Source organism: Serratia sp. Ae19-1, assembly GCF_059801225.1.
Genome location: NZ_JBCHWD010000001.1, coordinates 177,199 through 190,289 on the forward strand (window position 1 = coordinate 177,199; position 13,091 = coordinate 190,289).

The window sequence follows — 13,091 nt, forward strand, 5'->3', positions numbered from 1 at the left end:
CGGCATAGGCTGCCGCCGTCACTGCCCTCAGGCCAGGCCGGCTTTCTGTTTCAACGCCGCCATCACTTCCGCCTGGTTGGCGCGATACTGCGTCAGGCCATTGGCGCGCAGGTTGCAGGCGGCGCACTCGCCGCAGCCGTCACCCTTGATGCCGTTGTAGCAGGTCAGCGTATCCTGGCGCACGCGATCCAGCTGGTGGTAATAATCCGCCAACGCCCAGGTTTCAGCCTTGTTCAGCCACATCAGTGGCGTTTCGAAGCGGATATCGCGGGCGATGCCCAGCACTACCGCCTGGTTCAGCGCTTTGACGAACTCGTCGCGACAGTCCGGGTAGCCGGAGAAATCGGTTTCACACACGCCGGTGATCACCGCTTCCGCTTCCACCTGGTAAGCGTAGATCGCTGCCAGCGTCAGGAACAGGATGTTGCGGCCCGGCACGAAGGTGCTCGGCAGCGCGTTTTTCTGGTTGGGATCGTAGGCGGGAACCGGGATATTGTCGCGCGTCAGGCTGCTGACGGCCAGCTCATTGAGCAGCGTGACGTCCAGCACCTTATGCGCTTTGGCGCCGAGAGCCACCGACAGCTCTTGAGCCACTTCAATTTCGGCGCGATGACGCTGGCCGTAATCGAACGTGACGCAGTGAACTTCGTCATATTGTTGCAATGCCTGGATCAGGCAGGTCGTAGAGTCTTGTCCACCGCTGAAAACGACAACCGCGCGCTTCATAAAATCACCTTTTTGGGCTTTGGCCATTCCCGATACACATTCGGGCGGCAGAATAAAAATTGCGTTGCGGCGACAATAGTAGCAGAAAGGGCCGCCAGACGCAGGGCGGTTCGGTTCAGGCCGCTCCGTCGTCCACCGGCGGCGGCAGCCACGCCTGGCAAAAATCGAACCAGCCGTGGGCGGTCAGCGTCACGCCATGCATGCGCGGCGGCGCGCTGATCTGATACTGGTAGTGAAACAGCGGCGTGATGATGGCGGCGGCCATCAGCTGTTGATAATAGGCCTGCAGCCGCTCGAAGCGCGGTTGCTGCGCCTGCAACTGCTGGATCTGCCGCAACGTATCCTGTTGCTGCTGCCAGCGGCTTTCCGTCAGGATGCCGCGCCACAGCGTATCCTGCCGCAGCCAGCTCTCCAGCGTCGCCTCCGGCGCCTCGCCGATCAGGTTGTCCGCCAGCAGCAGGTCGGCCTGGGCGATCTGCGCCTCGCTTTGCCAGCGCTTGCCGGCATAGTAGCGCACCTCCAGCTCGCAGCCGTGCTGCGCCAGCAGCCGTTGCAGCGCGACCGTCACCGTTTCCAGCTCGACCGGCGGCCGATACAGCAGCGTCAGCCGCGCGGGCAGAGGGACGTCCTCCTCGATCCGTTGGCTGGGAATACGCCAGCCGGGCAGCATTTCATGGCTTGGGATGATCACGCTGTTGGGAATCGGCAAATGGCTCAGCAGGCCGGACTGCTGGATCAGCATCAGCAGTTTTTGCCCTTGGGCTTCGCTCAGCACGCCGTGGCGCAGGTTCAGCGCCAGGTAACACCAGCCCAGGCTCATGCTGCGCTGCACCGGCCGGGCCTGCGCCAAATCCTCTTGTTGGCCGATGGTGATGCGCACCGGATGCTGGCAGCTGGTGCCGGAACCGGCGGTGGGCAAATCGGGGGTGATCCAGTATTCGATGGTGTCCAGATACGGATGCTGCAGATGGTAACCGGCGTGCTGCTCCAGCCGCACCAGCTGCGGTTCATTCAATGCCAGTTTGAACGGACCGGCGCCGATGGCAGGCAGTTCCGGGTGCGTCATCAGACAAGGCAGTTCCGCCAGCCGGTGGGCCAGCCAATAGTCCGGCAGGCGAAGATCGAACTGAAGGCACAGCGGATGCGGCAAACTGATGTTGGCGACGTTGGCCAGGCTGGGTTGGCTGCGCGGGTGGTGCTGCAGTTTTTCCAGCGTTTGCAGCAGCTGTTGGCCGGTTAACGGTTCGCCGTTGTGCCAGCGCAGCTGGCTGCGCAAAAAGAAGCGCCAGCGCAGGCCGTGCTCGCCAATCTGCCAGTGGTGCGCCAGATCGGGCTGTGGTTCCGGGTTGCCGGTCATCAGGCGCGTCAGCCCGGCGTGCAGGGTCGACACCAGATGTTGTTCGGCGCGGCCGGTCAGCGTGAGTGGGTCGAGCGCTTCCAGCGTGCGGTAATAGGGAATGCGCAGCGTCGGGCTGCCGGCCTGCCATTGCCCGCCGAGGTGCGGGCTGAGCAGATCCTGCAGGTGCTGCGGATCGAGCTGCGCCATCTCCAGCGCCCCCTGATGGTTGCCCTGTTGCAGCAGCTGTTGCAGCAGCTGCGCGCGCAGTTCATCCGGGGTTTTCAGGCAGTGCAGGCTGGCGCGTTTGCCGCGGCCCGGCTGCGAATGCCAGCTCAGCCAGCCCTGATCCTGCAACTGCTGCACCAGCGTGCGGGCGTGGCGTTCGCTGCAGTAGAACATTGCCGCCAGCTCGCCGATGGTCACGGCGACCGGCGCGCTGCCGAGCTGTTGGTACAGACGTTGATATTGGCTGAGACGGTGAACCAGGCGCATGAGCAGAAATCCGGAACAGTTTTCTCAAATTGTTCACTATTACTTCCGCAAATACCATCCCATACTGCACGGATTGTAATCGCGTTCACATCCAAGAGGTCTTTATGTATCGCCTGGCAGCTTTCGACATGGACGGCACGCTGTTGATGCCGGATCACCGGGTTGGCCCGGAAACGCTGGCGGTATTGAACCAGCTGGTGGAGCGGGAGATGGTGGTGACGTTCGCCACCGGGCGCCACTACCTCGATGCGCAACCGATCATGGCGCAGCTGGGGTTGCAGGGCTATCTGATCACCGGCAACGGCACGCGGGTGTACGACAATCGAGGTCAACAGCTGCACGCCACCGATCTGCCGGCGGCGGTCGCCGAAGAGGTATTGCATCACCATTGGCGCACCAGCGCCAGTATGCACGTGTTTCGCGACGAAGGTTGGCTGACCGAATTTCCCGTGCCGGAAGAGATGCTGCGGGCGCATCACCTGAGCGGCTTTCGTTTTCAGCTGGCTGAGGTGCGCCGCCTGCCGGCGTTCGGCAACAGCAAGGTGTGCTTTGTTGCGCCGCACGAGGAATTGCTGGCGTTACAGCTGCAGCTGCGGGCGCAGCTGGGCGGCGAGGCTGACCTGTGCTTCTCCGCCTACGACTGCCTGGAAGTGTTGCCGCTCGGCTGCAACAAGGGCGCGGCGCTGGAGCGGCTGAGCCGCCATCTGGGGCTGACGATGGCCGACTGCATGGCGTTCGGCGACGCGATGAACGACAAAGAGATGCTGGGGGCGGTGGGGCATGGCGTGGTGATGGGCAACGCCCTGCCGCAGCTGAAATCCCTGTTGCCGCAGCTGCCGGTTATCGGCCATTGCCAACAGCAGGCGGTGGCCCACTATTTACAACATTGGCTGCGTTCACCTTGCCTCACCTATTCCCCCGAAGAATGAGGTTCTCCTTACAGCCGGCCGGGTATGACTACCCGGCTTTTTTTTTATCCGGAGCCTGGCGTTATAAATCCGCCAGCTGCGCCAGATAGGGTTGCAGGTCGCCGATGTTGTTGCTGACCCACTCCGGGTTGTAGTAGGTATCCAGGTAACGTTCGCCGCTGTCGCACAGCAGGGTGACGATCGCCCCTTGCTCGCCGTTTTCCCGCATCTGTTTCGCCAGCTGCAGCGCACCCCAGACGTTGGTGCCGGTGGAAGCGCCAACCTTGCGGCCGAGCACGCCTTCCAGCCAGTGAATGGTGGCGACGCTGGCGGCGTCCGGCACCCGCAGCATGTTGTCGACCACCGATGGGATGAACGACGGCTCGGCGCGCGGGCGTCCGATGCCTTCGATACGGCTGCCGCAGCTGCCGATCAGGGTGCGATCGCCGTGGTGGAAGCAGTCATAGAACACCGAGTTTTCCGGATCGACCACCGTCAATTGAGTGTCGTGCCCCTGATAGCGGATGTAGCGCCCCAGCGTGGCGGAGGTGCCGCCAGTGCCGGCGCTCATCACGATGTGCTTCGGCACCGGGAAGGGCTCGCGCGCCATCTGGCGGAAAATGCTGTCGGCGATATTGTTGTTGCCGCGCCAGTCGGTGGCGCGTTCGGCGTAGGTGAACTGATCCATATAGTGGCCGTTCAGCTCTTTCGCCAACTGTTCGGAGGCGGCGTAGATCTGGGCGGCGTGATCGACGAAGTGACAGCGGCCGCCATAGAAGGCGATCTGCTCTACCTTGCGGCGCGCGGTGCAGGACGGCATCACCGCGATGAATGGCAGGCCGATCAGCCGCGCGAAGTAGGCTTCGGACACCGCCGTACTGCCGGAAGAGGCCTCGATGATGGTGGTGTTCTCGGTGATCCAGCCGTTGCACAGGCCATAAAGGAATAGCGAGCGGGCCAGGCGGTGTTTCAGGCTGCCTGTCGGGTGAGTGCTCTCATCTTTCAGGTACAGACAGATGCCGGGAAACGCCGGCAGATTCAGGCGGATCAGGTGCGTATCGGCGGAGCGCTGAAAATCCGCTTCTATTTCGCCGATAGCATATTTTACCCAAGAGTTTGTCATGATTTGGCCTCAGAATAGGGGGCAGGTTTATGGCGTAGCATAGCCTTTCGGCAGGAAAAAAGGATTGCCATTTTTCCTGTTTAATCGCCTAATGGGAGAAAAATTTTCTCCTGGTGGCCGCTATGTTAGATAAAACAGACCGTAAGCTGCTGTGCATGCTGCAGCAAGATTGCACCCAGTCGCTGCAGGCGTTGGCCGATGCGGTCAATTTGACCTCCACGCCGTGCTGGAAGCGTCTGAAGCGCCTGGAAGACGAAGGCTATATTCGCGGCCGGGTGGCCTTGCTGGATAACGAAAAGCTCGGGCTGGGGCTGACGGCGTTCGTGCTGATCAAGACCCAGCAGCACAGCAGCGAGTGGTATCAGGCGTTTGTACAGCTGACCAGCCAGATGCCCGAGGTGCTGGCGTTCTACCGTATGGCGGGAGAGTACGATTACCTGATGCAGGTCGAAGTGGCGGACATGAAAAGCTACGACGGCTTTTATAAGCGCCTGGTGAACGGCGTACCGGGCCTCATCGATGTCACCTCGAGCTTTGCCATGGAAAAAATCAAATACACCACCGCGCTGCCGGTGCCGGAGTGAAAAGTTCACCGGACGGGCGGGGCAACGGTGGTATCCTGCTCCGCTAAAGCAGAAAAAGAGACAAATCCCATAAAACCCTGGAATCAAACTGCGTGAGATTATTTGCACAAATCGGCTGGTACTTCCGCCGGGAGTGGCGCCGCTACCTGGGCGCGGTGGTATTGCTGATCGTCATCGCCATCCTGCAACTGCTGCCGCCTAAGCTGGTCGGCATTATCGTGGACGGCGTCACCGGAAAACAGATGTCTACCGGCGTGCTGATGGCCTGGCTTGGGCTGATGATTGGCACCGCGATCGTCGTTTACCTGCTGCGCTATGTGTGGCGGGTGCTGCTGTTCGGCGCCTCCTACCAGCTGGCGGTCGAGCTGCGGGAAAACTTTTACCGTCAGCTCAGCCGGCAAAACCCGGCGTTTTACCTGCGCCACCGCACCGGCGATCTGATGGCGCGCGCCACCAACGACGTGGACCGCGTGGTGTTCGCCGCCGGTGAAGGCGTGCTGACGCTGGTGGATTCGCTGGTGATGGGATTGGTGGTGCTGGTGGTGATGAGCACCCAAATCAGCTGGCAGCTGACGCTGCTGGCATTGATCCCGATGCCGCTGATGGCGATCGCCATCAAATATTACGGCGACCAGCTGCACCAGCGTTTTAAATCGGCGCAGGCGGCGTTTTCCAGCCTGAACGATCAGGCGCAGGAAAGCATGACCAGCATCCGCATGATCAAGGCCTTCGGGCTGGAAGATCACCAATCCAACCGTTTCGCCGAGGTGGCGGCGCAGACCGGTGCCAAAAACATGCACGTGGCGCGGGTGGATGCGCGCTTCGATCCGACCATTTATATCGCCATCGGCGCCTCCAATCTGCTGGCCATCGGCGGCGGCAGCTGGATGGTGGTGAACGGTTCGCTGACGCTCGGGCAACTGACCAGCTTTGTGATGTACCTCGGCCTGATGATCTGGCCGATGTTGGCGCTGGCCTGGATGTTCAACATTGTCGAGCGCGGCAGCGCGGCCTACGGCCGTATCCGCAGCCTGCTCGACGAGGCGCCGGCGGTGCAGGACGGCCCGCAGGCGTTGCCGGCCGGGCGCGGCGTGCTGGAGGTGGATATCCGCGCGTTCCACTATTCGGAAAATCTGCACCCGGCGCTGCATGACGTGGCGCTGACGCTGAAACCGGGGCAGATGCTGGGGCTGTGCGGGCCGACCGGGGCCGGCAAGTCGACGCTGCTGTCGCTGATCCAGCGTCAGTTCGACGTCGATGAAGGGCAGATCCGCTATCACGGTCTGCCGCTGCCGCAGGTCAAACTCGACGATTGGCGTTCACGGCTGTCGGTAGTGAGCCAGACGCCGTTCCTGTTCTCCGATACCGTGGCGAACAATATCGCGCTGGGCCAGCCGGGGGCGACGCAGGCGCAGATCGAACAGGCGGCGCGGCTGGCCAGCGTCCATGAGGACATTCTGCGGTTGCCGCAGGGCTATGACACCGAAGTTGGCGAACGCGGCGTGATGCTGTCGGGCGGGCAGAAACAGCGCATCTCCATCGCGCGCGCGCTGCTGCTGGATGCGGAAATCCTGATCCTCGACGATGCGCTGTCGGCGGTGGACGGCCGTACCGAACATCAGATCCTGCACAACCTGCGCAGCTGGGGACAGGATCGCACGGTGATCATCAGTGCGCACCGGCTGTCGGCATTGACCGAAGCCAGCGAGATCCTGGTGATGCAGCACGGTGGCGTGGCGCAGCGCGGCGATCCGGCGTCGCTGGCTGCGCAGCCGGGCTGGTATCGCGATATGTACCGTTATCAGCAGTTGGAAGCGGCGCTGGACGAAGCGCCGGAAAACGGTGAGGAGGCGTTGGCCGATGAATAAAGTGCAAAAGCTGTGGCCGACGCTGAAGCGGCTGCTGGCCTATGGCTCGCCGTACCGCAAACCGCTGGGGCTGGCGGTGCTGATGCTGTGGGTGGCGGCGGCGGCGGAAGTCGCCGGGCCGATCCTGGTGAGTTATTTTATCGATAACTACGTTGCCAAAGGGCAACTGCCGATGATGATCGTCGGCGGTCTGGCGGCGGCTTATATTCTCCTGGAGCTGTTGGCGGCGGCGCTGCACTACTTTCAGGCGCTGCTGTTCAACCGGGCGGCGGTGGGCGTGGTGCAACGGCTGCGCACCGACGTGATGGACGCTGCGCTGCGCCAGCCGCTCAGCGCTTTCGACACGCAACCGGTCGGTCAATTGATCTCGCGCGTTACCAACGACACCGAAGTGATCAAGGATCTGTACGTGATGGTGGTCTCCACCGTGCTGAAAAGCGCCGCGTTGATCGGCACCATGCTGGTGGCGATGTTCAGTCTCGACTGGCGCATGGCGCTGGTGGCCATCTGCATCTTCCCTGCGGTGTTTGTGGTGATGGGCATCTATCAATACTACAGCACGCCGATCGTGCGCCGGGTACGCAGTTATCTGGCGGACATCAACGATGGCTTCAACGAAGTGATCAACGGCATGGGCGTGATTCAGCAGTTCCGCCAGCAGGTGCGCTTCGGTGAGCGCATGAGCGCCGCCAGCCAGTCGCACTACCTCGCGCGCATGCAGACTCTGCGGCTCGACGGTTTCCTGTTGCGGCCGCTGCTCAGCCTGTTTTCGGCGCTGGTGCTGTGCGGCTTGCTGATGTTGTTCGGCTTCAGCGGTGAAGGCGTGATTGGCGTCGGCGTACTCTACGCTTTCATCAACTACCTGGGGCGCTTGAACGAACCGCTGATCGAGCTGACGTCACAGCAGTCGATTCTGCAGCAAGCGGTGGTGGCCGGCGAACGTATTTTCGAACTGATGGATCGCAGCCAACAGAGTTACGGCGTCGACGATCGCCCGTTGGCCGGCGGACGCATCGACATCACCGACCTGAGCTTCGCCTACCGTGCGGACAAAAAGGTGCTGCAGCATATTTCGCTGGCGGTGCCTTCGCGCGGCTTTGTGGCGCTGGTCGGTCACACCGGCAGCGGCAAGAGCACGCTGGCCAACCTGCTGATGGGTTATTACCCGGTCAGCGAGGGGGAAGTGCGCCTCGACGGTCGCCCGCTTGCCAGCCTGTCGCATCGTACGCTGCGCCAGGGCGTGGCGATGGTGCAACAGGATCCGGTGGTGATCGCCGATTCGGTGCTGGCCAACGTGACGCTGGGGCGCAACATCGATGAAGAGGCCGTTTGGCGGGCGCTGGAAACGGTGCAGCTGGCGGATCTGGTGCGCGGCTTCCCGCAGGGGATCCATACCCGACTGGGGGAACAGGGCAATAACCTGTCGGTCGGGCAGAAACAGCTGCTGGCGATGGCGCGAGTATTGGTGCAGGCGCCGCAGATCCTGATCCTCGATGAGGCGACCGCCAATATTGACTCGGGCACTGAACAGGCGATTCAGCGGGCGCTGCGCGTGATCCGCGAGCACACTACGCTGGTGGTGATCGCCCACCGGCTGTCGACCATCGTCGACGCCGATTCCATTCTGGTGCTGCATCGCGGCCAGGCGGTGGAGCAGGGCAACCATCAGCAGCTGCTGGCGCAACAGGGACGCTACTACCAGATGTACCAACTGCAGCTGGCGGGCGAGCAGCTGGCGGAAGCGGTGCGTGAGGAGAGCCAACCCGCCTGAACATGGGCCGCGATCGCGGCCCATCTTTCTTCCTAACGCACCACCAGCAGGCAACTCGCCAGCGCCATGCCCTCTTTCTGCACTTTTTCGACGCGATGCGCACCAAATCAGTGCGCATTATTTAACCCATTCAAGGTATCGGTGCCGCGCTGCGTCGCGGCGGCACCCGCCTGCCCGCTAATCTGCTGAATCGCCATGGAAAATTAAATTTGGCACAGCCCTTGCTACATATGACGCGTACCAGGGGTGAGTTTGGGCTTAATTCGTGGAGGGGCAATATGAAGCTGGTGACCGTGGTAATCAAACCGTTCAAGTTGGAGGACGTGCGCGAGGCCCTGTCCTCCGTGGGCATTCAAGGGTTGACCGTAACCGAAGTGAAGGGCTTTGGCCGCCAGAAGGGGCATGCCGAGCTGTATCGCGGCGCCGAATATAACGTCAACTTCCTGCCCAAGGTCAAAATCGATATCGCCATCGCCGACGATCAGTTGGATGAAGTGGTTGATGTGATTAGCAAAGCCGCCTACACCGGCAAAATCGGCGACGGCAAAATTTTCGTTGCCGAGTTGCAACGCGTGATCCGCATTCGCACTGGCGAAACCGACGAATCGGCACTGTAACCGCGAACTCAGTTAAGTAATGGGGATGGATTGATAATGAAAAGACTGTTATCCATGTTGGGCCTGAGTTCGGTAACCCTGGTTCCTTCTTTGGCTCTGGCCGCCCCGGCGGTCGCCGATAAGGCCGACAACGCCTTTATGATGATCTGCACCGCTTTGGTGCTGTTCATGACGCTGCCGGGCATCGCGCTGTTTTACGGCGGCCTGCTGCGCGGCAAAAACGTGCTGTCGATGCTGACGCAGGTCACCGTTACCTTTGCGCTGGTCTGCGTGCTGTGGGTACTGTATGGCTACAGCCTGGCGTTCAGCGAGGGCAATGCGGTGTTCGGCGGGTTCGAAACCGCGATGCTGAAAGGCATCGGCATCGACAGCGTTACCGGCAGCATCAGCCAGATGATCCACGTCGCCTTCCAGGCCTCCTTCGCCTGCATTACCGTGGCGCTGGTGGTGGGGGGCTTCGCCGAGCGCATTCGCTTCTCGGCGGTGCTGATCTTCGCGATTGTGTGGTTCACCCTGTCTTATCTGCCGATCGCGCACATGGTGTGGGGCGGCGGCTACCTGGCCACCGACGGCGCATTGGACTTCGCCGGCGGCACCGTGGTGCACATTAACGCCGCCAGCGCCGGGCTGATCGGTGCCTACCTGATCGGCAAACGCGCCGGCTTCGGTAAAGAGGCGTTCAAACCGCACAACCTGCCGATGGTGTTTACCGGGGCGTCCATCCTGTATATCGGCTGGTTCGGCTTCAACGCCGGCTCCGCCAGCGCGGCTAACGGCATTGCGGCGCTGGCGTTCCTCAACACCGTCGTCGCCACCGCAGGCGCCATTCTGTCCTGGACCTTCGCCGAGTGGGTGTTGCGCGGCAAGCCTTCGCTGCTGGGCGCCTGCTCCGGCATGATCGCCGGACTGGTTGCGGTGACGCCGGCGGCGGGCACCGTGGGCGTGGGCGGGGCGTTGATCATCGGCCTGGTGGGCGGCGTCGCCGGCCTGTGGGGCGTGGTGACGCTGAAGAAATGGCTGAAGGTGGACGACACCTGCGACGTGTTCGGCGTGCACGGGGTGTGCGGAATCGTCGGCTGCCTGTTGACCGGCGTGTTCACCGCCTCTTCGCTGGGCGGCACCGGCTATGCCGAAGGGGTGACGATGGGCCATCAGGTCTGGATCCAGCTGGTGAGCGTGCTGATAACGTTGGTGTGGTCGAGCGTCGCCGCCTTTATCGCCTTCAAGATAGCGGGCGCCATGGTGGGGTTGAGAGTACCGGAAGAGCAGGAACGCGAAGGACTGGACGTCAACAGCCACGGCGAGAGCGCCTACAACCAGTAAGACTCGAAGCAGGGCGGTGCGCTAAACAGTAAAATAATGATGAAGCAAAAAGGGGCGATGGAAACATCGCCCCTTTCTTTATGTCATGCCGCGGTTCAAGCGTCGCGCTGGCGAATCACCCCTTCCTGCACGGTAGTGGCGACCAGCACGCCGTCGCGGGTGTAGATCTGGCCGCGCACGAAACCGCGTGCGCCGGAAGCGGAAGAGCTCTCCACCGCGTACAGCAGCCAGTCATCCATGCGGAACGGACGGTGGAACCACATCGAGTGATCGATGGTAGCAACCTGCATCCCCGGCTCGAGGAAGCCGACGCCGTGCGGCTGCAGCGCCGTCGGCAGGAAGTTAAAGTCCGACGCGTAGCCCAGCAGATATTGGTGGATGCATTGATCGTCCGGCATGCTGCCGTTGGCGCGGAACCACACGTAGCGATGCGGTTCCTCCACGCTGCCTTTCAACGGGTTGTGGAATTTTACCGGGCGCATTTCAAGCGGCTTCTGGCCGATAAATTTATCGCGCACTTTTTCCGGCAGCATATGCGCCAGCTTCTGGGCGATCTCTGATTCGGACAGCAGCCCTTCCGGCGGCGGCACGTCCGGCATCTGGTTCTGGTGTTCGAAACCTTCTTCCGGGCTCTGGAAGGAGGCGGTCATATAGAAGATGGGTTTGCCGTGCTGAATGGCGCTGACGCGGCGTGCGCTGAAGCTGTTGCCGTCGCGCAGGGTTTCCACATCGTAGACGATCGGCCTGCTGCTGTCGCCCGGACGCAGGAAGTAGCTGTGGAACGAATGCACGCTGCGCTCATCCGGCACCGTCTGTTTGGCGGCGTAGAGCGCCTGGCCAACCACCTGCCCGCCGAACACCTGGCGCAACCCCAGATCTTCACTCTGGCCGCGGAACAGCCCTTCTTCGATTTTCTCCAGATCCAGCAGATCGAGGAGGTTTTGCAATGCCTGGCTCATAAAATTGTTACCTTTCTAATAATCATTTTGTTCAGTGTGCGGAATATCACGGCGCGGCGTCAACATCCGGCGTTAAAGCGGTGATGAGAATGCTCTTAATAGTGAGCGTTTTCGGCGGGCTAAGTGATTAATAGGTGGGGCAAAGTGGATTTATCAGTGTTTTGTGCTAAGTTTAATGGGTGCGGTGGTTAAAGCCACCAACATGTTGATAATAAAAAAGGAGACCGATCCATGAAACTCTGGCAAATCGTAGGCGGTGCCGCGGCACTGACGATCACGCTGGCAGGATGCGCGCAAAAGAGTGCTGATGTGCCTACACAGACGGCCGGCAACCCGGCGGCTGCGCAAACGCAGATTCAGGGCCCGGCGGTGACAGGTTCGGTTAATATACGTCAGCGCATTGCGCTGCCGCCGGACGCCGTACTGACGGTCACCCTCTCTGACGCCTCGCTGGCGGATGCGCCGTCTAAAGTGATTGCACAGCGCGCGGTACGCACTGAAGGGCAACAGGCGCCGTTCAGCTTTACGCTGCCGTATAACCCGTCCGACATTCAACCGAATGCGCGCATCATTTTGAGCGCGGCGGTGACGGTCAACGGGCGACTGATGTTTATTACCGACACCATCCAGGAAGTGGTCAATCGCAACGGCACCCGTGCCGATCTGTTGCTGGTTCCGGTTCAGGGCGTGCCGATTCAGGCTGCGCCAACCGCCATGCAGTAATCTTACTGCAGTACAGCAAGATGAAATCAACAGCCTTTGCGCTTCGGCCAAAGGCTGTTTTGTTTTACCAGCGCCAGCCGTAGCGATCGAAATCGACCGTGCTGTGCGGGCCGAAAATGATGCCCTCCGCCAGCAAGGCCTGCCGCTGCCGTTGAAAATCCTCCCCCTGCTGCGAGATCTGGCCGTGCCGATTGATCACCCGGTGCCAGGGCAGGGTGCTGCCTTCCGGCAAACGGCGCAGTACGCCGCCGACCTGACGCGCGGCGCGCGGTGAACCGGCCAGCCGGGCGACTTCGCCGTAGGTGGTGACTTTGCCGTAAGGAATGGCGGCCACGACATGGAATACCCGCTGGCTGAAAGAAGCGTCTTCTGGTTGCATGTTGCTGTTCCTGCGCGAATCAAAATCCAGGCGAAGAGTGTGCCACAATGCAGGTGGGCAAGAAAACAGCGGTTGGCCCCGGTTGGCTTGCTATTTGGTGGGGCATCGCCGATAATGCCCACCGCTTCGGAGTACAGAAGCCGTCAATGGGGGCCCTGTTGGTTCTCCCGCAACACTAACTTGTGAACTCGGTCAGGTCCGGAAGGAAGCAGCCGCAGCAGGTGACGTGTGTGCCGGGATGTAGCTGGCAGGGCCCCCACCCATTTGAGCTTCTGCTCG

The 13,091-nt window shown here is 61.5% G+C and carries 12 protein-coding genes and 1 other RNA gene; 8 read left to right on the forward strand and 5 right to left on the reverse strand.

The window, feature by feature from the left end:
- Positions 1-27: 27 nt before the first annotated feature.
- Together queC and AAIE04_RS00915 are read right to left on the reverse strand one after the other, a co-directional pair.
- On the reverse strand, positions 28-726 hold the full coding sequence (gene queC / locus AAIE04_RS00910; protein WP_063919579.1) for a 7-cyano-7-deazaguanine synthase QueC: 699 nt from the start codon (positions 724-726) through the stop codon (positions 28-30).
- A 115-nt stretch (positions 727-841) separates the two neighbouring features.
- Positions 842-2,557 carry an SgrR family transcriptional regulator gene (locus AAIE04_RS00915; RefSeq protein WP_498576333.1) on the reverse strand — a complete coding sequence of 572 codons (1,716 nt, stop codon included), beginning with the start codon at positions 2,555-2,557 and terminating at the stop codon, positions 842-844.
- A gap of 104 nt (positions 2,558-2,661) precedes the next feature.
- Here AAIE04_RS00915 and cof point away from each other — a divergent pair, with 104 nt between their 5' ends.
- Positions 2,662-3,486, forward strand: coding sequence for an HMP-PP phosphatase (gene cof / locus AAIE04_RS00920; protein ID WP_019454183.1), 825 nt, complete (start codon positions 2,662-2,664; stop codon positions 3,484-3,486).
- A 61-nt stretch (positions 3,487-3,547) separates the two neighbouring features.
- On the opposite strand, the gene AAIE04_RS00925 is transcribed toward cof, so the two are convergent.
- Positions 3,548-4,588 (reverse strand): PLP-dependent cysteine synthase family protein, encoded by a 1,041-nt coding sequence (locus AAIE04_RS00925; protein ID WP_004940335.1) that lies wholly within the window; start codon positions 4,586-4,588, stop codon positions 3,548-3,550.
- 122 nt (positions 4,589-4,710) lie between these two features.
- Between AAIE04_RS00925 and AAIE04_RS00930 the strand changes: the two genes are divergently transcribed.
- From AAIE04_RS00930 to amtB, 5 genes are all read left to right on the forward strand, one after another.
- A complete protein-coding gene (locus tag AAIE04_RS00930) occupies positions 4,711-5,172 on the forward strand; it encodes an Lrp/AsnC family transcriptional regulator (RefSeq protein WP_004940330.1) in 462 nt (153 codons plus the stop codon).
- Positions 5,173-5,264: 92 nt separating this feature from the next.
- Positions 5,265-7,040, forward strand: a complete 1,776-nt coding sequence (gene smdA, locus AAIE04_RS00935) for a multidrug efflux ABC transporter permease/ATP-binding subunit SmdA (RefSeq protein WP_498576334.1) — start codon at positions 5,265-5,267, stop codon at positions 7,038-7,040.
- A complete protein-coding gene (smdB, locus tag AAIE04_RS00940; RefSeq protein ID WP_498576335.1) occupies positions 7,033-8,811 on the forward strand; it encodes a multidrug efflux ABC transporter permease/ATP-binding subunit SmdB in 1,779 nt (592 codons plus the stop codon). The genes smdA and smdB overlap by 8 nt, the downstream gene beginning before the upstream one ends.
- 278 nt (positions 8,812-9,089) lie before the next feature.
- A complete protein-coding gene (gene glnK, locus AAIE04_RS00945) occupies positions 9,090-9,428 on the forward strand; it encodes a P-II family nitrogen regulator (RefSeq protein WP_004940327.1) in 339 nt (112 codons plus the stop codon).
- 36 nt (positions 9,429-9,464) lie between these two features.
- The gene (amtB, locus tag AAIE04_RS00950) at positions 9,465-10,751 is read left to right on the forward strand and encodes an ammonium transporter AmtB (protein ID WP_019454179.1); all 1,287 of its coding nucleotides are present in this window, start codon (positions 9,465-9,467) and stop codon (positions 10,749-10,751) included.
- 95 nt (positions 10,752-10,846) lie between these two features.
- On the opposite strand, the gene tesB is transcribed toward amtB, so the two are convergent.
- Positions 10,847-11,710, reverse strand: coding sequence for an acyl-CoA thioesterase II (gene tesB / locus AAIE04_RS00955; protein WP_019454178.1), 864 nt, complete (start codon positions 11,708-11,710; stop codon positions 10,847-10,849).
- A gap of 231 nt (positions 11,711-11,941) precedes the next feature.
- Here tesB and AAIE04_RS00960 point away from each other — a divergent pair, with 231 nt between their 5' ends.
- Positions 11,942-12,433 (forward strand): YbaY family lipoprotein, encoded by a 492-nt coding sequence (locus tag AAIE04_RS00960; RefSeq protein WP_004940318.1) that lies wholly within the window; start codon positions 11,942-11,944, stop codon positions 12,431-12,433.
- 64 nt (positions 12,434-12,497) lie between these two features.
- Here AAIE04_RS00960 and AAIE04_RS00965 read toward each other — a convergent pair whose 3' ends face one another.
- A complete protein-coding gene (locus AAIE04_RS00965; protein WP_019454177.1) occupies positions 12,498-12,812 on the reverse strand; it encodes an MGMT family protein in 315 nt (104 codons plus the stop codon).
- 156 nt (positions 12,813-12,968) lie between these two features.
- Between AAIE04_RS00965 and ffs the strand changes: the two genes are divergently transcribed.
- Positions 12,969-13,065, forward strand: an RNA gene (gene ffs, locus AAIE04_RS00970) — signal recognition particle sRNA small type.
- Positions 13,066-13,091 lie beyond the last annotated feature (26 nt).

Bases quoted from the DNA above. Each gene is read 5' to 3' on its own strand.
- queC (WP_063919579.1), bottom strand. From the start codon at position 726: ATGAAGCGCGCGGTTGTCGTTTTCAGCGGTGGACAAGACTCTACGACC.
- AAIE04_RS00915 (WP_498576333.1), bottom strand. From the start codon at position 2,557: ATGCGCCTGGTTCACCGTCTCAGCCAATATCAACGTCTGTACCAACAG.
- cof (WP_019454183.1), top strand. From the start codon at position 2,662: ATGTATCGCCTGGCAGCTTTCGACATGGACGGCACGCTGTTGATGCCG.
- AAIE04_RS00925 (WP_004940335.1), bottom strand. From the start codon at position 4,588: ATGACAAACTCTTGGGTAAAATATGCTATCGGCGAAATAGAAGCGGAT.
- AAIE04_RS00930 (WP_004940330.1), top strand. From the start codon at position 4,711: ATGTTAGATAAAACAGACCGTAAGCTGCTGTGCATGCTGCAGCAAGAT.
- smdB (WP_498576335.1), top strand. From the start codon at position 7,033: ATGAATAAAGTGCAAAAGCTGTGGCCGACGCTGAAGCGGCTGCTGGCC.
- glnK (WP_004940327.1), top strand. From the start codon at position 9,090: ATGAAGCTGGTGACCGTGGTAATCAAACCGTTCAAGTTGGAGGACGTG.
- amtB (WP_019454179.1), top strand. From the start codon at position 9,465: ATGAAAAGACTGTTATCCATGTTGGGCCTGAGTTCGGTAACCCTGGTT.
- tesB (WP_019454178.1), bottom strand. From the start codon at position 11,710: ATGAGCCAGGCATTGCAAAACCTCCTCGATCTGCTGGATCTGGAGAAA.
- AAIE04_RS00960 (WP_004940318.1), top strand. From the start codon at position 11,942: ATGAAACTCTGGCAAATCGTAGGCGGTGCCGCGGCACTGACGATCACG.
- AAIE04_RS00965 (WP_019454177.1), bottom strand. From the start codon at position 12,812: ATGCAACCAGAAGACGCTTCTTTCAGCCAGCGGGTATTCCATGTCGTG.